At 41.6% G+C, this 20,493-nt stretch carries 13 protein-coding genes; 10 read left to right on the top strand and 3 right to left on the bottom strand.

Translation table 11 applies throughout. The features are described from left to right. Nucleotides 1–33: 33 nt before the first annotated feature. A complete protein-coding gene (locus tag RHS_RS31110; RefSeq protein ID WP_395022526.1) occupies nucleotides 34–6,936 on the top strand; it encodes a nucleoside hydrolase-like domain-containing protein in 6,903 nt (2,300 codons plus the stop codon). Between the two features lie 160 nt (nucleotides 6,937–7,096). Here the strand turns inward: RHS_RS31110 and RHS_RS15280 are convergent, their stop codons facing one another. Both RHS_RS15280 and RHS_RS15275 read right to left on the bottom strand, forming a co-directional pair. Further along, nucleotides 7,097–7,825 (bottom strand): 6-phosphogluconolactonase, encoded by a 729-nt coding sequence (locus tag RHS_RS15280; protein WP_047833659.1) that lies wholly within the window; start codon nucleotides 7,823–7,825, stop codon nucleotides 7,097–7,099. Continuing rightward, nucleotides 7,822–9,219 carry a trimethylamine methyltransferase family protein gene (locus RHS_RS15275; protein ID WP_027292774.1) on the bottom strand — a complete coding sequence of 466 codons (1,398 nt, stop codon included), beginning with the start codon at nucleotides 9,217–9,219 and terminating at the stop codon, nucleotides 7,822–7,824. The genes RHS_RS15280 and RHS_RS15275 overlap by 4 nt, the downstream gene beginning before the upstream one ends. 178 nt (nucleotides 9,220–9,397) lie before the next feature. On the opposite strand from RHS_RS15275, the gene RHS_RS15270 reads away from it, so the two are divergent. The 7 genes from RHS_RS15270 (at nucleotide 9,398) to RHS_RS15240 (ending at nucleotide 17,376) form a co-directional block, all read left to right on the top strand. Further along, entirely contained in the window at nucleotides 9,398–10,555 is a 1,158-nt protein-coding gene (locus tag RHS_RS15270; protein WP_047833658.1) for an ROK family transcriptional regulator, read from the top strand. 145 nt (nucleotides 10,556–10,700) lie between these two features. Continuing rightward, nucleotides 10,701–11,843 (top strand): PfkB family carbohydrate kinase, encoded by a 1,143-nt coding sequence (locus RHS_RS15265; RefSeq protein WP_047833657.1) that lies wholly within the window; start codon nucleotides 10,701–10,703, stop codon nucleotides 11,841–11,843. Then, the gene (locus RHS_RS15260; RefSeq protein ID WP_047833656.1) at nucleotides 11,815–12,837 is read left to right on the top strand and encodes a uroporphyrinogen decarboxylase family protein; all 1,023 of its coding nucleotides are present in this window, start codon (nucleotides 11,815–11,817) and stop codon (nucleotides 12,835–12,837) included. Before RHS_RS15265 ends, RHS_RS15260 begins: the two co-directional genes overlap by 29 nt. An 11-nt stretch (nucleotides 12,838–12,848) precedes the next feature. Then, nucleotides 12,849–14,123, top strand: a complete 1,275-nt coding sequence (locus tag RHS_RS15255) for a hypothetical protein (RefSeq protein WP_201278742.1) — start codon at nucleotides 12,849–12,851, stop codon at nucleotides 14,121–14,123. 46 nt (nucleotides 14,124–14,169) lie between these two features. After that, on the top strand, nucleotides 14,170–15,519 hold the full coding sequence (locus tag RHS_RS15250) for an ABC transporter substrate-binding protein (protein WP_047833654.1): 1,350 nt from the start codon (nucleotides 14,170–14,172) through the stop codon (nucleotides 15,517–15,519). Nucleotides 15,520–15,628: 109 nt separating this feature from the next. Next, the gene (locus RHS_RS15245) at nucleotides 15,629–16,549 is read left to right on the top strand and encodes a carbohydrate ABC transporter permease (RefSeq protein WP_395022522.1); all 921 of its coding nucleotides are present in this window, start codon (nucleotides 15,629–15,631) and stop codon (nucleotides 16,547–16,549) included. Then, nucleotides 16,546–17,376 (top strand): carbohydrate ABC transporter permease, encoded by an 831-nt coding sequence (locus RHS_RS15240; RefSeq protein ID WP_027292781.1) that lies wholly within the window; start codon nucleotides 16,546–16,548, stop codon nucleotides 17,374–17,376. Before RHS_RS15245 ends, RHS_RS15240 begins: the two co-directional genes overlap by 4 nt. Nucleotides 17,377–17,492: 116 nt before the next feature. Here RHS_RS15240 and RHS_RS15235 read toward each other — a convergent pair whose 3' ends face one another. Next, nucleotides 17,493–17,798 (bottom strand): hypothetical protein, encoded by a 306-nt coding sequence (locus tag RHS_RS15235; RefSeq protein ID WP_027292782.1) that lies wholly within the window; start codon nucleotides 17,796–17,798, stop codon nucleotides 17,493–17,495. A 205-nt stretch (nucleotides 17,799–18,003) separates the two neighbouring features. On the opposite strand from RHS_RS15235, the gene RHS_RS15230 reads away from it, so the two are divergent. Together RHS_RS15230 and RHS_RS15225 are read left to right on the top strand one after the other, a co-directional pair. Then, a complete protein-coding gene (locus RHS_RS15230; protein ID WP_047833653.1) occupies nucleotides 18,004–18,918 on the top strand; it encodes a YafY family protein in 915 nt (304 codons plus the stop codon). A gap of 71 nt (nucleotides 18,919–18,989) precedes the next feature. Beyond that, a complete protein-coding gene (locus RHS_RS15225) occupies nucleotides 18,990–20,438 on the top strand; it encodes a serine hydrolase (RefSeq protein ID WP_047833652.1) in 1,449 nt (482 codons plus the stop codon). Nucleotides 20,439–20,493 lie beyond the last annotated feature (55 nt).

Raw genomic sequence — 20,493 nt, 5'->3', positions numbered from 1 at the left:
TTTTAAGCACGTAAGAGAAAGAGAGGGAAAGGAATGAAGTTTAAAAAAGCAATTGCCAGTATACTGGCAGCTGCAATGGTGTGTTCTTCAGTGGTGTATACAAATCCCATGGAAGCCCAGGCAGCATCTTCTAAACTGAAAAAGATTACTATGAGTTCGGCTAAAGCGTCCGTATATAAAGGACAGACAAAGCAGCTGAAGGTAGTAAAAGCGCCTGCAAGTGCTAAAGCTGAAATTAAATGGTCAAGCTCTGACAAAAAAGTGGCAACTGTTACCAAAGACGGATTGGTAAAAGGTGTAAAACCAGGTACCGCGACAATTAAGGCAACGGCGAAGGTTGGAAAGAAAACCCTGTCAACAAAGTGCAATTTTACTGTAAAAAAACCTACTTATATTACGAAAATCACACCTAAAGTCTCCAGCAAAACTTTAAAAGTAGGTAAAAAATTTACAATTAAAACTACGATAGCTCCTGAAAATGCGTCAGTTAAGAAATTGAAATACTCTACTTCTAATAAAAAGGTAGCTACGGTTACATCCAAAGGCGTTGTAACTGCAAAAGGCAAAGGAACTGCAAAAATTACGATTAAAGCGACTGACGGAAGTAAAGAGAGCGCAACGGTTAAAATTACGGCAAGTGCAGTTCCGGTTACAAAAGTGACGTTAAAACCGGCACAGGTATCCTTGTCTATCGGTATGGCGAAGCAGTTAAAAGTTTCCGTAAAGCCAGCCAAAGCAACTAATCGGAACGTTACCTATACCTCTTCAAATGAGAATGTAGCATCCGTATCCAGTGCCGGAGTTTTAACGGCTAAAGCAACAGGTACCGCAGCAATTACAGCAACGGCTCAGGATGGAAGTAAAAAATCCTCCACAGTATCCGTAACAGTTAATCCGGTTATGGCTGCAAATGTAGCAGTTACTCCTGCTTCATTAGCCCTTAAAACCGGCGCCAGCCAAAAATTACAGACAGTCGTATCACCGGCTAATACCACAAATAAAAATGTAAGCTATACCAGTTCCGCACCGGATGTAGCATCCGTATCTTCTGACGGAACGGTTACAGCTAAGGGGAAAGGCTCTGCAGTAATAACGGTAACAACCCAGGATGGAAGCAATAAACAGGCATCTGTACGTGTCAGCGTCTCTGACGTGGAAGTTAAAATTGCAGATTTGGCAGTAGTGGAAAATGATCTGGTTCTGGCACCCGGTGAAGCAAAGCAAATAACTGCAAATATAACACCAGCCAATGCTACTAATCAGACATTGCGTTACACCTCATCTGACAGCAATGCGGCTGAAGTTTCAGAAACAGGCGTGATTACAGCCAAAGCTCAGGGCTCTGCTGTTATAACCGTTGAAACGACAGACGGAAGTAATAAAAAGGCAGAAATTAAAGTTGAGGTAACAAACAAAGACAAAGTACGTACCATCGTAACGACAGATGGTGAAGTAGATGATATGGATTCCTTCATGCGTCTGATGCTGTATTCCAACGAGATGGACCTTGCCGGATTGATTCTTACAAGCTCTACCTATCACTATGCCGGAGATCCCGATAAGGGAATTGCCCCTAAGAGATGGACAGGCACTGCATGGGCGGGCGAAGTTCTGGAAGATTACAGTGAAGTATATTCAAACTTAACTGTTCATTCAGCGGATTATCCAACCCCGGCATATCTGGAAAGCATTTTAAAAATCGGTAACATTAAGAATGTAGGCGAGATGGATGAAATCACGGAAGGCTCAGAGTTCATGAAAGAGATTCTGTTAGACGACGATGACAGAACACTTTATATTCAGACCTGGGGCGGAACTAATACCACTGCAAGAGCTCTGAAATCAATTGAAGAAGAGTATAAAGGTACAGACCAGTGGGAAGCAATCCAGCAGAAGATTTATGACAAAGCAGTTATATACATTATTTTGAACCAGGATGCTACATATTCCAACTATATTGCAAAAAACTGGCCCGGTATTAAAGTAATCAACGACGGCGGTAACTTCTGGAGATTCGCTTATATGTGGAAGAGTGTTCCCGAACCGCTGACACTAAAACTCCAGGGCGACTGGAATTATAACAATATCAAAACAGGACATGGTCCATTACTTGAAAATTACAAATTAATGGGTGACGGAACTATTCTTGAAGGCGAAGATGCCAATGAGCAGCGCGGAAGTGAAGATTATCTAATCAAAAATACGCAGTATAATCGTTACGATTTTATTTCCGAAGGAGATTCACCATCCTTCTTCTATCTGCTGGATACCGGACTTAGAAGTATGGAAGATCCGACATATGGCGGCTGGGGCGGAAGATTCGGTGTAGAAGCGGACGGCACCTATAAGAATACGGTATCAGATTACAATATTTACACCCAGAAAGAAGACAAAACATACACACTTACCCGCTGGTTCAATGATATCCAGGGTGATTTTGCGGCACGTGCCGACTGGTGTGTAGCAGATGAATTCAGCGATGCAAATCACAGGCCAACCGTAACCGTTGAAGAAGGGCTTGATCTGACGGCGCAGCCGGGAGAAAGAGTAAAATTACATGCTGACGGTGCAGACCCGGATGGTGATCTGTTAACTTATAAGTGGTGGCAGTATTATGAAGCAGATACTTATAAAGGAACAGAAGACGGCAAGTTCAAAATTATCGGTGGAGATTCAAATGTTGCAAGCTTTGTGGTACCCGCAGATGCAAAAGACGGCGATACAATCCATATGGTAGTTCAGGTTACTGACGACGGCGCTCATAATATGAACCACTACCAGCGTGTAATCCTGACTGTAGCAGGCGCACAGCAGGTAGAAAGCGTTACAGTAAACGGAGATTCCGAAATTCAGGCTGGAAGTAAAACAACATTGAATGCAGTAGTATTACCGGAAACATTAACCAATAAAAATGTAACCTGGAAGTCTGATAATGAAGCAGTAGCAACCGTTACAGACAAAGGACAGGTAACCGGCGTATCCGTTGGAACCGCTACGATTACCGCAGTTTCAAAAGTAGATAATACAATCACAGGAACATTTGAAATCACGGTGACAAGGGCGGCTAATGACCCTGCAAACCAGAATCCAAGAGCCATTATCACACAGGATGCGGAAGTAGATGACCAGAACTCCTTAGTGCATGCTCTGCTTTACGCAAATGAAATTGATTTCCAGGGAATCATCCAGACAAGTTCAAAGTTCCACTGGATTGGTGATCCGGATGTGGCAGATGCAGCTTCCCAGACCAAGTACCGCTGGCCGGGAACAGACTGGATGAATGAATATGCAGACGACTATGAAGCAGTATATGAAAATCTGCGTACCCATGACCCGAATTACCCCACACCGGCATATATCCGCAGCATTATCAAAATCGGAAATATCGGATATAAAGGCGAAGTGAAAAATGAAACAGAAGGTTCAAAATTAGTAGAAAAAGCCCTTTTGGATAACGACCCAAGAAAGCTGTACCTCATGGCATGGGGCGGAACAAACACCATCACCAGAGCGCTTATGAGTATTGAAGAAAAGTATAAAGGTACAGATGAATGGGCAGCAATCCGTGAAAAGATTGTAGATAAGTCAATGATCTGTGCATTTGGTAAACAGGATCAGACCTATGATGAATATATAGGAGAAGAATGGCCGGAGATCCCATTCCTGAATGTAGGAGGCGGAACCACATACGGATATTCCTGGTCAAAAACAGCAGGCAGCGTAGACAGTGAAGGCAAGAGAACATTGTCCGGAGCATGGATGAGAGAAAATCTCGATTACGGACACGGCGCATTGTTAGACAATTATGTAACCTGGGGCGACGGCACATACTTAGACGGCGAAGAAGACGGCAGCCAGTTCGGTACCAATGAAGACATGCTGGACAGCACAAACTGGTGGGGAAGAATGAAATACCAGCGGTATGATTTCCTTTCTGAAGGGGATTCACCAAGCTTCTTCTATCTGATGGATACAGGCTTAAGATCCTTGGAAGACCCGGCATTCGGAAGCTACGGCGGACGTTATTACCTGGATACCAGTATGAAGAACTCCAAGGGACAGCAGCTCAACTGGTACAAGACAGTACAGGATTATGATCCGTTACAGGATAAGAAGGTAAATTCTGACTGGCGCTGGATGGCAGACCTGCAGCATGAATTTGCAACCCGTGCAGACTGGTGTATCACACCGAACTATGAAGATGCAAACCACGCACCGACCCTTTCCATCAAAGAAGGACTGGACTTCACCGCAAAACCAGGGGAAACTCTGAAACTCCACGCAGAAGCAAGTGACCCGGATGGCGATTATGTATCCGTAAAATGGTCACAGTATTTTGAAGCAGATACTTATGTGGAACCGGAAGCGAATAAAGGCATTTACATCAAGGGAGCCAACTCAGATATGGCAACCATCACCGTACCGGAAGACGCAAAAGAAGGCGATACACTGATCATCTTAGTACAGGCATCGGACAATGGAACACATTCCCTGTCCCACTATCAGGAAATACTGATCACTGTAGAGGGTGCACAAGCAGTAGAAAGCGTTACTGTAGAAGGCGCTTCAGAAGTTGAAGTTGGAAATAAGGTAACATTGAATGCAGTAGTATTGCCGGAAACATTAACCAATAAAAATGTAACCTGGAAGTCTGATAATGAAGCAGTAGCAACTGTTACAGATAAAGGACAGGTAACCGGTGTATCATTTGGTACAGCAAACATAACAGCTGTTTCTCAGATTGATAAAACTGTAATGGGAACATTTGAAATAAAAGTGACCAGAGCAAAAGATGATGCAAACAGCAGTAAAGTAAGAACGATTGTAACAACAGATGGAGAAGTGGATGACATGGATTCCTTTATGCGTCTGATGCTTTACTCCAACGAAATGGATATAGCAGGCTTGATTTTGAGCAGCTCCACATACCACTACGCAGGTGATCCTGACAAGGGAATTGCACCAAAGAGATGGACCGGAACAGCATGGGCAGGCGAAGTATTAGATGATTACGAAGAAGTATATGAGAATCTGAAAGTACATTCACCGGATTTCCCGGCTCCGGAATATTTAAAGAGTATTCTGAAGATTGGTAATATCAAGAACGTGGGAGAAATGGAAGAAATTACAGAAGGTTCAGAATTTATGAAAGATATTCTTCTGGATGATGACGATCGTACCCTGTATATCCAAACCTGGGGCGGAACAAATACCACGGCAAGAGCTTTAAAATCAATCGAAGAAGAGTATAAAGGAACCGACCAGTGGGATGAAATCCAGCAGAAAATATATGACAAAGCCGTAATTTATATCATTCTGAATCAGGATGCTACTTATTCAGATTACATTGCAAAACAATGGCCTGGAATCAGAGTCATCAATGACGGCGGAAACTTCTGGCAGTTTGCTTATATGTGGAAACGTGTAGCAGAACCGCTGACAGCAAAACTCCAGGGTGACTGGTATTACAATAACATTAAGACCGGACATGGAGCATTGCTTGCAAATTATAAACTAATGGGCGATGGCACGATCTTAGAAGGTGAAGATGCAAACGAACAGAGAGGATCAGAAGATTATTTATTAAAGAATCCTCAGTATAACCGCTATGATTTCATATCAGAAGGTGATTCACCATCCTTCTTCTACCTGCTTGACACAGGACTTCGAAGCTTAGAAGATCCAACCTATGGAGGCTGGGGCGGAAGATTTGGAGTCATGGAAGACGGAACATACAAAAACACAGTAAAAGATTACAACATCTATACCAACAGCCAAGACACCGCATATACCTTAACCAGATGGTTCAATGATATTCAGAGCGATTTCGCAGCACGTGCAGACTGGTGTATAGCATCTGATTATGCTGATGCTAACCATATGCCTTCCGTAAGCGTAAAAGAAGGAATTGATCTGAGTGCAGCACCTGGAGAACGTCTCAAACTCCACGCAGAAGGTTCTGATCCTGATGGTGACAAACTGACTTACAAATGGTGGCAGTATTATGAAGCGGATACTTATGATGGTACTGCAGACGGCAATATGTCTGTTACAGGTAAAAATACCGATACGGCAAGCTTTGTGATTCCGGAAGATGCTCAGAACGGCGATACCATCCATATGGTAATACAGGTAACTGACAATGGTGCACATAATTTAAATTACTATCAGCGAGTTATTATAACTGTTACCGGCAGAGAAGAGATTCAGAATGTAGAAATAAAGACACCACAAGGCGTTGATGCAAATGCAATTGCATTAGGAACCAAGACGGCAGGAAAGGGTGGAAGCCCATACGCAGTACAGTTAACCGCAGAAGTAACACCAGCGCTTACAACAGGAAAGACATTTACATGGTCCTCAAGTGATGTAAGTGTTGCAACAGTTGACAGTACAGGAAAGGTTACACCTTTGACAGCAGGAAGTGTCAGAATCACGGCAGCGGCAAATGATGGTTCCGGTAAAGAGGCATCCATTGATCTGACAATTGTTGAGTTAAAACCAAGTGCAGTTGAAGTTACATCCGGCGGCTCTACGAAGCTTTACGTAAATGCCACTCTGTCTCTGAATGCATCTGTAAATCCAACAGATGCAGTAGACAAATCCGTTACCTGGACATCAGATAATGAAAATGTAGCAGTTGTATCCCAGGACGGTGTCGTAACAGGAATCGGTGCAGGAACCGTAGTCATATCAGCGGTATCAAATGCAGATCAGAGTGTATTCGGTGAAATTACCCTTGTGGTAGAAGAAGAAAATGTAAACCGGATGTCAGCACCAGTAACAGAAGACGCTTCTGAGGTTTCTACAGAAGCAGAAGAAGTACAGGAAGATGTAATCCGGGAAGAGGTTCCGAATGTAGAAAACCAAAATGAAGAGACACAAAACGAAGAAACACAAACCGAAGTATCATCAAACGGAGAGACACAGTTGTAATCGTATGGCTGAAGAAGCACATGCCAGACAAATCGTATGGCTGAAGAAGCACATGCCAGACAAAGATAACTCCTAAAATAATGAAAACAGGGAAGACGCTGAGAAATCAGTCTGGCTTCCCTGTTTTTCGTTCATGATCATATAATTAATGCGCTGTCCATTAAGAAGTAGCAGTCCGGTCGCAGTACAGGGAAGCATTATCAAATTCCAGAATGGCGGTAGCGGGAATAGCGGGATCACTTTGGTTTGCCTGCATTATCTGATACAGGATGCCGGCTTTGTGAGAATCGTTAATCATAAGGATACAGCGTTTCGCTTCCCGGAAATTTTGTATGCCCAAAGTGGCACCTCCTTGCAAAACTGCATCACCTTTAAAATATTTCTGTCCAACTTTCTGGGTAATGGGATCCAGAGATGAGATATGTGCCCTTCCGTATAAATCTGATCCCGGTTCATTGAGCGCCAGATGTCCATTCATACCGGCACCCAGGATCAAAAAGTCAATGCAGCCATCGCAGGAATGCTCTTTGATAAAAGTTTCGATTTCGTTGCATTCTGTAGCCATATCCTTTTTTGATGCATCCCATAAGCGTACATTTTGTGGATGGTAATTTACATGATTTAAAAAATGCTCCTTAAGAAAGCAGCCGCAGCTGTCTTTGGTGTCCGGCGACATATACAGCCATTCATCCATTGCTACAAAGGATGCTTTTGAAAAGTCAGCCCTGCCTTCTTTATATGCCTGAACCAATTCCCGGAATAATCCAAGGGAAGTATGACCGGCAGCGATGCAAAGTAATTGCCGGGGATTATCTTTTAGATCTGCCAGTATATCCTTCGCAGTTCTGCGGCACATATCCGCGTAGGAGTCAAAAATTTCTATATTCATAGAATTTCCTCCCTGGCATCAGCGATAATACGGTCTATTTCTTCACAGAGAGATTCTGATATTACAGGCTCCCGGTTCAGATATCCATCTGTAGCTGTTTCAACCAGATCATGGGCGCGTTCCAACAGTTCTTTCTGAGATCCGCCAGTCCAGTTCGTCCAGTTATCCCTTAAAAAGATCCCAGGCTGGAGGTAACTTTCGTGCATCCAGTCTAAAGTATGTTCTTCGGACAGGAAATTACCGCGGATACCTACTTCACGGATTACATCCAGACCGATGCTATCTTCCGATACCTCAAATCCTTTCGTGATATAATTGTAGTAATTAATCCATTCGTTATCCAATGCCAGCTGTTCGAGACTGATACCCTGGTCGGCTCCCACAATGCCCTGTGCGCCCATGGAACGGGTTCCGGAAAGAAAATTAAATGCTGCAGTAAGGCCCTTTTCAATACCAGCCTGAAAATCAGGCATGAGAGCATCGGTAAGGCCTGCATTAGACATGCCGGTGACCCCATAGAATCGCGACATCTGTCCAACCGCAATGCCGAACAATGCCTGGTTTGGACTGCCGAAAGAGCAAAGTGTGGTTTTGAGGTCCATCGAATGTACAGGAGCGCTATAGTTAGATATCTGCCCGTTTAACGCGAAAGCAATAAACATACTTGCAATTATCTCAGCATTTTCCAGAGTCAAAGTTCCTGCGATCGATGCAGGGGAAGTGGCAGCGCTCATGCCCATTGGACCCAGGGAAAGTGATCCGCCATTTTTGGCAAATAAAAGAGCCATTTCCAGGGTGTCTTTTTTGAAGGAAAGCGGAGTAATCGTTTCCAGAAGATAATTGCTTTCTTTACCCATAAGCTTATTCAACTCCAGTATGTATTTGGCAGACAAAGGAGTCAAAACATAAGTTCCGCCTGGTTTGCTGGAATATTTATAGATATCCTGATAATTAATCAGATCCGATATCTGATCGGGAACATCGGAAGGAACAACTACAGGACTGGAGTATGGAAAGTTTTCCAGGTGCTCAAGCAGGGCAAACCCCTTTAAATTATCTTTTCTGATTCCATAACGGCTGGTTTTCGTATTGTAATCTGTATAAAATACCTGTGTGGAAATATGTGCCTGGATATCATTTTTTAATGATTCCGTTTCAAAAGACTGTTGGTTGCGTTTTTTGATCGTGTCCAATACTGTCACCATCGCATTTTCTGGAATACGCAATATCTCTTTTTCATAATCCACGTTCCCGCCCAATTCAGAACAGAGGTCCAGTACTTCTTTACAGGGAACATGGATTCCAATGGTCTCTAAAATTTGAATTGAAGAGTCATGGATCATCTGGATCTCAGTGGGAGACAGAACCTCGATGCTGGAAATGATTTTTCTCATGAATAAATACCTCCTTAATAATAATTAACTAACTTTCTTAATTAATTGGATTATATGATTTCTTTGATTAAAAGTCAACAGTTTTTGTGAAAATATTATAATTTAAATTTGGTATTGACAAAATATTAGTCATAATATACAATTAATTAAGAAAGTTAGTTAATGAAGGTGATGTGAAATGAAAAATTATGTACCGTCTCATTTAAAAGATATGAATCGGCAGATTGTATATCAGATTATTAAAGAAAAAGAAACCACTTCGAAAGCGGAGTTAGCAAAGCTGACGGGAATCAGCTCCCCTACAGTAATTAAAATTGTTAATTTCTTAATAGAAAAAAAGCTTGTCATAGAAGTGGGACAGGGAGATTTCAGCCAGAGTGAAGTTTCTGTCGGAAGAAGGCCACGTATGCTGAAGTTGAATACCGGATTAATGTATGTTGCAGCATTTTTCCTGGAAGGTGATTTTTTAAGTATGGGCGTGGTAGATTTAGCAGAGCGTATCATATATAAAAAAAGTATGGAAATAACTCCGGACTTCTCCTTTATCATGCCGGAAATTCTGAATAGACTTGTCATGCAGCTTTTAGAAGAAGCCGGAATTTCGGAATCCCAGCTATTTGGAATAGGAATTGCCCTTCCGGTAGCATATGATGAAAATAAATGCACGATTATAACGGCGCCGCTGATTCAGGTAAATGAACCCCTTGTGATCAGAGATGAAATAAAGAAATTAGAAGATAGATACGATGCGATTGTAATGATAGAAAATGACGCAAATGCTCAGGTACTGGGAGAGTTTCAAAGGGCTGGATACAGTGAAAAGGAAGACTTGATATTTATTTCTATTGGAACCGGACTGGGCGCGGGCATTGTTCTAAATGGACAGCTTCGCAGAGGAAAACATCATATGTGCGGAGAGATTGGCTATATCTGTTTCCTTGGTGATAATATTGAAAGAAAGAAAAATGCCGGCTGGCTGGAATCCCAAATCAGCTATAGGGTACTGGAAGAAAAGTTCGGAGTGGATTTTAGTAATGGCAGCGGGCTGGATTCCGATACAAAAAAGAAACTTATAGAATATGTGGCACTTCCCATTGCGCTATGCATAAACAATACAACCATGCTTTTGGACTGTGGAAATATCGTCTTGGGGGGTATTGTAATAGAAGTTCTGGGAGAAGAATTATTAACTGAAGTGAAGAGGCACGTAGATCAGATGTCTGTAATCGGGAATTCTATCCGCCTTCAAACTTCATCTGACAGCGGACTGATTGGAATTGCATCCATGGTCACAAAGAAAAAAATAATTGACTTATTAACATTGGAGTCTGATTAATCTATTTTGGTATTGGGTAACACATACCAAAACAGGTTGAAGTATTATAATAAAAAGTTGTATTCCAAAAGGAGTATAACTTTCTATAAATGGAATTAATTAACAAAGTTAGTTAATTAATGAAAAAGAAAGGAGGAATCCTTAAATGGAAAAAGTATTAAACAGTGTAGAATCCTGTCTGGAAAATCAAACGAACGGACATTTTCAGTGGAAAGTCTTTGCCGGCTTTGACGGATATGTAGATTTACTTGTAAAACCTGTACGCTCCGGAATCAATGATCAAAAGAAGTATTTTGAAACCATCTCGGAGTTTGGAAGCTATTTAAAGACCAAGGCGAGTAAAAGCTGTTCGATTGAATTGCAGAAAATTACAGAAAAGGTTGGAGGAAACACCATAATTTTTGCCGAAGCCCTGGCGGCTTTTGGCATAAGCAGCAAATGTGTAGGCGCTTTCGGATATCCTAAAGTGCAGGAGGTATTTTCTAATGGAAACAGCAATGTAGAAATAGTGAGTATTACAAACCCGGGACACTGTACGGCATTAGAATTTCAGGACGGTAAAGTTATGCTGGCTGAAAATTCAGATATCAACGAATTGGATTATGAGGTTCTAATAAGCCGTATAGGTGAGAAAAAATTCTCAATGTATTTAGAAGAAGCAGATGTTTTGGCTTTTATGAACTGGAGCGAGATGGCGGGAGGAACGTTAATCTGGAAAGGGATATTGAAAAATATACTTCCGAAAGTGGCTGAAAAGAAAAAAAAGTCGGTTTTTATTGATATCTCGGACTGCTCCAGAAGAAGTAAAGAAGATATCGGCGAAATGTTGGAATTGGTTCGGGAATTTTCATCTTACTTTGATGTAATCATGAGTTTGAATAGAAATGAAATGGAAACCATCTGCAACACAATGCCGGAGGAGTTACAGGAAGCAGATTTTGAAAAGATGGGAGAAGTGATCAGAAACTACTGCGGGATTCAATATCTGGTAGTGCACTTACTGGATGGAGCATATGCTTTTTCAGGTGGGGAACCGTATTATATTGCGAATAAATATGTTGACAAACCTCTGATTTCCACAGGGGGCGGAGATAACTTTAACGCAGGTCTGGTATATGGAATCATGATGAATATGGATATTGAGCAGGCATTGGCAACAGCGAATGCTACCAGCGGTTTTTATGTAGTCAATGGAAAAAGTCCAGCCCCGGATGAATTAAAATCTTATATCAGTCAATGGAAAAAGGAGGTGAGAAGTCATGATAAGACCTCCAAAGAGAGAGCCTGACTTTCGCAATCTGGAATTGGTTTTAGAAAAGAAGAAACCCCAAAGACCTACGCTGTTTGAATTGTTTGTATGCGATGAAATTATTGAAAAAGTTTCAGGAAGACATTTAGCAGGGAAAAACAAGCTGGAAAAAGATGTTGCGCTGATTGAAACTTATAATAGCCTGGGCTACGATTATTCGTTAATAATGCCCACGGAATTTGCATTTATCGCAAATAATAAGCTGGAGAAAAAGTCTTTTTCTTTAAATGATGGTGCGGTTATTACAGACAGAAAATCTTTTGACCAGTACAATTGGCCGTCAGCGGGTGATTATGACTATACATATGTAGACAAACTGGCAGAATATCTGCCAAAGGGAATGGAATTTTTAGCCTGGTCCAGTGATGGACCCCTGGAAAGTGTCATAAAGCTGGTAGGTTATGAGAATCTCTGTTACATGCTCTATGATGATGAAACTTTGGCTGCTGATATTTTTGAACAGGTAGGTAAGCGTACGGTGGAAGATTACCGCCAAATGCTGGAGAATCCCCATATTAAAGGGGTGGTGGTCGGGGATGACTGGGGATTTAACACACAGACGCTGCTGCCTATAGAAGTTTATCGAAAATATCTCTTTCCATGGCATCAAGAAATTGTACGTATGGCACATGCCGGAGGCAGATATGCTATTTTGCATTCCTGTGGGCAATATCAAGGAGTGATAGAGGATATTATCCAGCATATGGGATATGATGGTAGGCACTCCTATGAAGATAATATTATTCCCGTAGAAAAGGCGTACGAAGATTTATATCCGGATATCGCGGTTCTGGGGGGAATTGACGTTCATTTTTTATCCGTTGCTTCACCTCATGAAATAGGAAGGCGTTCAGAAGAAATGCTGGAACGTACTTTTAACAGGGGAGGATATGCACTGGGGTCCGGAAACAGTATTCCCAATTACATTCCCTGGGAAAATTATAAAGCAATGATAACAAAAGCATATGAATAAGGAGGATCATTATGAGTAAGGCAAAAATTGTATTTATTGGAGCAGGCAGTATGTCGTTTGGGATTCCCACATTCAAGGATCTCTTTACCACCAGAGAATTGGCGCAAAGCACCCTTTCGCTTGTGGATATTGACGAACAGAACCTGGAAAGAATGTATCAGCTGGCATTGAAAATGAATGAGGCATCAGGTATGGAGCTTAAGATTGAAAAGACGGTAAACAGAAGGGATGTGCTGCAGGGGGCAGACTATGTGGTAAACAGTCTGGCTATTGAAAGGTGCGAGCTTTGGCGAAAAGATTTTCAGGTTCCTTTAAAATATGGCATCAAGCATTGTCTTGGTGAAAATGGAGGTCCCGGTGCTCTGTTTTTTGGAATGCGTACAATTCCCCTTATCATGGAAATCTGTAAAGATATGGAGGAGTTATGCCCCGATGCATGGTTTTTGAATTTTTCCAATCCGGAAAGCCGAATTGTACTGGCGGTTAATCAGTATACCAAGATTAAGTGTATTGGTCTTTGCCATGGAATCTTCATGGCGCAGGAAGATGTGAGTAAAGTACTGGGCAGGAAAAAAGAAAGTGTTGAAGTATCTGCAGCCGGAATGAATCATTTCCAATGGCTTCTTAGCATTCGTGACAGGGAGAGCGGAGAAGATCTGTATGAAGAATTAAGGGAAAAAGAGAAAAGCTATGACAGCAGATTTCAGCCGTTTACCCGAAAAATGTTTCGTGCAGTGGGAATTTGGCCCACCTGTTCGGATGATCATCTGGGCGAATATCTCCCGTATGGGTATGAGGCAGGTATGGAAGGCTATGATTTTGATCAGGATGAGCAGGATCGCATCCGGATGAAAAAGGATGTCCGTGAAGTAATAGGAGGAGAAGCCGGGGCAGAAAAGTGGCTGGTAAAATCGGGAGAGAAAGCAATGGAAGTAATTACCGCCCTTCATACCGGCAGGAGAACCTATATTCCATCAGCAGTAGTATATAATGGCGGAGCAATTACAAATCTGCCGGAAGATGTGGCTGTAGAGATTCCAATTATAGTGGATAAAGATGGAGTGCATAAGGTACATATCGGCAAACTGCCTCAGAACATCTGCTCGTTGCTGTCTCTTCAGGTAGGGGCACAGCAAATGGCTGTCCGTGCTGCAATGTACGGTGATAAAGAGATGGCTTATCAGGCACTCTTAGCCGATCCGGTTATAAACAGCACAGATGCTGCAAGAAATATTGTAGATGAACTTTGGGAAGTGAACAAGGCTTATATAAAAAGTACCCTATAGCGGAGATATTATGGAATGTAGCAGATCGTAAAAGGAGAAGCAGAGTATGAGGAAAAAAATAATTGTGGCAGCATTATGTGTATGCATGACAGCAGGAACGATAACGGGATGTATGGGGATTGGGAATAAAGAAAAGCAGCAGGAGAATACAAAGGAAGAAAAGGCGGAACAGGGCAGCGGGGGAGCAGAAAGCCAGGCGGGAAAATCAGAGGACATTGATTATAATGCAAGCTTTGAACTTCGGTTTACCTCATCCCTGAATGGTGAGGTGAGAACAGCACTGTTAGAGGAGGCAGCACAGAAATTAAATGAGAAGTGGCCCAATGTAACGGTGGTAAATGAGAGCACTGGTGATTATGCCCAGAAATTGAAACTGGAATTCAGTTCTGGTGACGGATATGATATGGTTTACCTGGATGATTTGAACCAGCAGGCACTGATGGAAAACAATTATCTTATGGATATTACGGATGATGTTCTTGAAAGAGGCTGGATTGAAAAATCTGTTCCTGGATCTATAGAATTTAATAATCTTCGTACACCGGATAAATATTACAGTGCGTCTTTCCTGATGGCACCGATTGTCGTGTATTACAATAAGGATATTTTTAAGGAAATTGGAGCTGAGGTGCCAAAGACTGTAGAAGAGCTGGAAGTGATCATGCAAAAAGCAAAGGAAGCGGGCTATATCCCGACGGAATGCGGTGGGGATAATTATTATCAGATTATCTGGGCGGCAGAGAGTATGATTTTAAATTCTGCGCCCAAAGATGATATTGATGATTGGTATTACAAAAGAACGTTTTCAGAAAATATGAAAAAAGCATTCACCGATGCATTTGCCCGTATCAGTGACTGGCATAAAAAAGGTTATTACAGAGAGAACTTTGAAGGGGTAAAAGGAGATGATGTTCCTGCACTTTTCAGTCAGGGAAAAACAGCGTTTACTATCGATGGAGATTGGAGTCTGGCAAATTTTGAGGCAAGCGGACTGAATATGGGCGCATTTATTTTTCCAGGGTTTTCTGCAGATTCAGAACCGTATATTGTCGATGCGACAGATGGGGCATGGGCATTAAATGCAAATCTGGATACCAATAAAAAAGCGGCGGCACTGGATTGGATTGATATATTTTTTGAAGATGATTTTGTGAAGAAGTGGTATGAAGCCAGCTTTACACCTGCAACTTTAACGGATGTATCTGATGTGGAGGCCACAGACCTGCATAAAGAAGTAGCTGAAAGTACAAAGAATGCGAAAATAGGATTCTATTTAGATAACGTGAAGCCCGGCTATCTGGATTACATGATCAAAGAAACACAGCTTCTGACACAGGGGCAGCATACACCGGAATCATTATGTGAAAGCCTTGAAAAGGAATGGAATAAGAAGTAAGTGTGACGCACAGCTGTCAGAAAGCAATTTTAAGACATGCTCTAAAGCGTTTTCACACTGCCTATTTGGAAATATTGTAAGAAAATTACGATATTTATGCGGGACAAGTATGAAAGAAGAGGTGAACGTAATGGAAGAAGCAGCGATATCGCACACGAAGAAAAAAATAAATGTAATGGCATATGTATTTATATTACCAGCATTGATTCTGTTTCTTGTTTTTGTCTGCTGGCCTTTGCTGCAGACGGTTTATCTGAGCTTTAACAGCTGGGATGGATTAGGAGAAATAGAATTTACAGGCCTTACAAACTACAAGGAATTTTTTACAGATCCGCTGGTACTGCAGGCTGCAAAAAACAATGTTTTGTGGATGCTGTGTTCATGTACCATTCCAATTGCTATTGGTTTGATACAGGCCTCTTTGCTGGTGAATTCGAATATTAGGCATGGAAAGATCTTTCAGCTGATTTTATTTCTTCCTCAGGTTTTTTCCAGTGTGGTTGCAGCAGTTATATGGGCCTGGATCTATAATCCGGCAATGGGGCCTCTAAATAAAATGTTGGAAAATATCGGACTGGGCAATTTGGCGCAATCCTGGCTTGGGGATTCAAAGTTTGTTATGATTTCTTTACTGGTTATGTCAATCTGGATGGGATATGGGTTCAGTACGGTAGTTTACAGTGCTGCCATTCAGGGCATCAGCTCAGAATTATATGAAGCAGCTACCATGGATGGCTGCGGACCGTTTAGGAAGTTCTTTTATATTACGATACCCAGTGTAAGGCTTACGACTACAACACTTTTATTGTTTGCCCTGATTGATTCGTTTAAGGTATTTGATATCGTATATCAAATGACAAAGGGAGGTCCTGGTTACAGTTCCTATGTATTGTCTTATTATTTGTATAATGAAGCATTTGTTAAGAACAGGATCGGATATAGTGCAACGATTGCTGTCATAATGACTGTATTCATTCTGCTGGTATCAAAAGGATTTCTGCGGTATCGGAAAGGTGGTGAAGAGATGTGAGGAAGAAGAAAAATTATACTCCGGCAGTATATGCGGTATTGTGTTTCTGCTGCCTATGTACCCTGGTTCCCTGCGTATTGATTGTAATTACATCTTTGCGGACAACAGCAGAAATCGTACAGTCGGGATTGTTTGGCAATATTCAGAAACTGCATTGGGAAAATTATATACAGGCATGGAAAGTGGGGCATTTTCCAAAGTATCTTTTTAACAGTATGTTTATTTCTTTATTTTCCGTAATAGGAGTGCTTTTGTTTTCGCTGCTATCATCCTATGCTATGAGCTGTCTGAAATTCAAAGGGCGGAATCTCTTTCAAACATTAATTGTCATGGGACTTGTTATACCGCTGGAAATTATCGTGATACCGTTATTTTACGATATGAAATCCATGGGGCTTATGAATACACACTGGGCAGTTATTCTTCCTACGATAGCTATGAATGTGCCGTTTGGAACCTTTCTGCTAAGCGGTTTTGTAAAGGAAATACCGGCATCCCTATTGGAATCGGCACGCATGGATGGTACAAACGAGTGGCAGACTTTATGGTATATTGTGGCACCAATTATCAAACCGGCACTTATTTCACTGCTGATCTTCACCTTTATGTGGTCCTGGAATGCATTTATGCTCCCTAATATCATGATTAAGAGTGAAACGATGCGGACATTGCCTCTGGGGCTTGATTTTTTCCGGGGGAAGAACTCACAGAACATACCGTTAATATCTGCAGCATCTAATATTATCGCATTACCTGTTATTATCGTCTATCTTACCTTTCAGAAAAACCTGATTAAAGGTATGATGGTTGGAGCCGTCAAAGGATAATGAGCAAAAAAACAAAATTTGTTACATAGTAAAGCACTGCATATTTAATGATTTTAATTTGCGGTGCTTTATTTTTAATCCCCCTGTCTTTTCATTCTATCAATTCGAAAAATATACTAATAGCTTTTTTCAACAGAATAAAATTGGCTTTTCAGGCTGCTAAAGTCTATGAAAGAATAATACTTTTGCGAAACCGGATTCGTATTATCTTCATCGTTCGCAGCGTTTTGAGCATCCTCCATAGTTTCCCAGGTTACTAAGTCAGCCCAGGTATCGCCATCGACAAGTACCTTCCAAGATATGAATCCTTTCTTCTTAGATAAAATTTCGTTATGTGTTTTTTCTGACGCAAGCAAGTAATCTGATACAGACGCTCCTTCTATTAGTTTATAAGTGATAAACCAAACTGTATTCGACATCATATTTTGTCTCCTTTCATTTTTCGTTAGTGTATCACACCTAATGCGACATGTAGCTGTCGCATTAGAAAAAAAACTTGGGACAAATTTACTCGAAGTACCAGAATATAATTCAGTTTACAAAGTCATATTTTTGCCCAGAGGGATAGGTTGTGGTGCAAAAGTATTTGGAAGTGTGATATTATAAATATAAAAAAGGGGATAAGTAATGCAGATTGAGCGTTTGGTGCAGATGGTATTTTATATAGTCAATCGGGAGCATGTCACGGCGAAAGAATTAGCTGACCATTTCAGTGTATCAACGAGAACGATATACCGCGATATAAACACGTTGACCCTTGCGGGAATCCCTGTGACATCTTCCAAGGGAACGGGTGGGGGAATATCGTTAATAGATGGATATACGATTAACAAATCATTATTCTCTAAAGAAGAACAACAGAATATATATCAGGGATTGCAGATTTTACAGGCTTCCAAATATCCGAATGCCGAAACGGCACTCAGCAAAATTGGCTCTATTTTTAGAAATGTTTTAGAACCAGAATGGTTGGAAGTCGATTTTTCATTTTGGGGTAGTGATGAAAAGCAAAAAGTGGGTATATCAGAATTGCAGCATGCCATCATCAACAAGCACATGATAACATTTGAATATATTAATAATGAAATACAAAAATCAAAGAGGGCTGTGGAGCCGTTGCGGTTAGTGTTTAAATCACACGCATGGTATATTGTGGGATTCTGCCAGAGCAAGCGGGATATACGCATTTTTCGTCTGTCAAGAATGAAACATATCCGTGTAACACCAGAAGTCTTTGAACGTGAACTGCCTACGGACTATTTATTTGCATATAGTTATAAAGAGAAAATCAATATACCTGCTATAAAATTAAAGTGTTACTCGGAAATAGTCGGGAGGGTATATGATGATTTTCTAGTTCCAGAAAACGAAGTTTTAGCATGTACAGATGGCAGCTATATGATAACGGTTCAGAACGAATTGGATAATTGGTTATTTGACCGCTTGCTGTCGTATGGGAAATATGTTGAAGTCATTGAGCCGGAAGAAGCCCGGACTATGATCAAAGAAAAGGCTCTGGAGATAGCAGGACTATATTATTGAATTGGGGCAAGTTGACACTAAGTGAAAAGGTGATACCATTATTAACGGTATTTTACCCAACGGGAGAGTATATGAAAAAGGCAATTGTTCTTATATTAACAATACTAATCTTATTTTCTGGTTTTACAACACTGGGTTATGCAGCGCCAGACGCACAGTCTGCGGAAATACAAGCGTTGCTGGATGATGCCTGCCGTATATCAGGTGTGCCGGGAATGTCACTATCAATACGGGCGGATGATGAAGTGTCCTACTTTTCTTCCGGGTATGCAGACCGTGAAAATAAAGTGTCTGCGAGCGAAAATACACTATATGAGCTGGCATCGGTCAGTAAGGCTTTCACAGGTATGGGTATTCTGCTGCTGGAAGAACAAGGGTTGCTGTCAATGACGGACCCTGTCCAAAAATATTTACCTTGGTTTACGTTAAAGTATGAAGGAAGGACTGTTGATATGGAGAGCCTTACCCTCAATCACTTTCTTCACCATACCAGCGGCCTGGTTAATATCAGGCACACACAGCTTATCCCCCAGGGCAATACGCCGGATATGCTGCGAAGGACGGTGGAAAAGCTTGCAGATGCTGAATTGGCGTTTCCACCAGGCAATCAGTATGATTATGGCACTGTGAATTATGATATATTGGGTTTAGTGATTGAGAAGGTGTCGGGACAATGCTATGAAGACTTTATGAAGGAAAAGGTATTAAAACCGTTAGGTCTTAACCAGACGTATATGTATCAGGAAGATGCCAGGGCCACCGGACAGCTGGCACAGGGCTACCGTTCCTCCTTTTTTATGACTTTTCCATATAATGCGCCGGATTATGCGGGGAATAAACCCGCCGGCTACATCATTTCCTGTACGAAAGATATGTCTCGCTGGATGGACATACAGATGGGAATTGTGCAGGATATACCCGCAATATTCCACAGGATTATCGAAAAATCACATCAGGGTGACCGGTCTGTTCCCGCTGTCGACGGTATGTATTATGCAGCGGGCTGGTCGGTAAATGCCGAACAATCAATTATAGAGCACCAGGGGGTTAATCCCAACTTCACAACGGAAGCAGCCATCCTGCCAGACGAACGGACAGCCATTTGCTTGCTGACCAATGGTGTAAATACCAATATCAGCCTGGTGCTTAAAGTTAAAGATATATTGGACGGCAATCTAACGCAGTTTTATGAAATCGGCGGAACACAGTTTATGGACATTGTTTTGTCCGCGGTCACAATTACTTTTATCATATTAGCGGCTCTGTTCTTCCTCTTGGGATTGCGAAGAAAGAAATCGAATGAGCGTCTGCCTATGATAAAAAAGACAATCTTCGTAATAGCTGTTTTGCTGACCATAGCGATTGTCCTGTGTATGATATGTCTGGTACTCGATTGGTCAACGATACTTGTCTGGCAAACTTATAGCGTCTTTACCGCTTTGATTTCATCATCTTTATTGAGCGCAAGTATTGCATGGTTTGTGTACATGCACCGCTACCATGCCACGCCGGGAAAATAAGTATATAGCCACCATGAGGAAGTATTTCTATTTAGAATCTTTTCATCTAAAAACA

This window comes from Robinsoniella sp. RHS (assembly GCF_001029355.1).
In the GTDB taxonomy this organism is placed as follows: domain Bacteria; phylum Bacillota; class Clostridia; order Lachnospirales; family Lachnospiraceae; genus Robinsoniella; species Robinsoniella peoriensis.
Note: the sequence above shows the minus strand (reverse complement) of the source record. Positions and strands in the feature narration are given on the sequence as shown.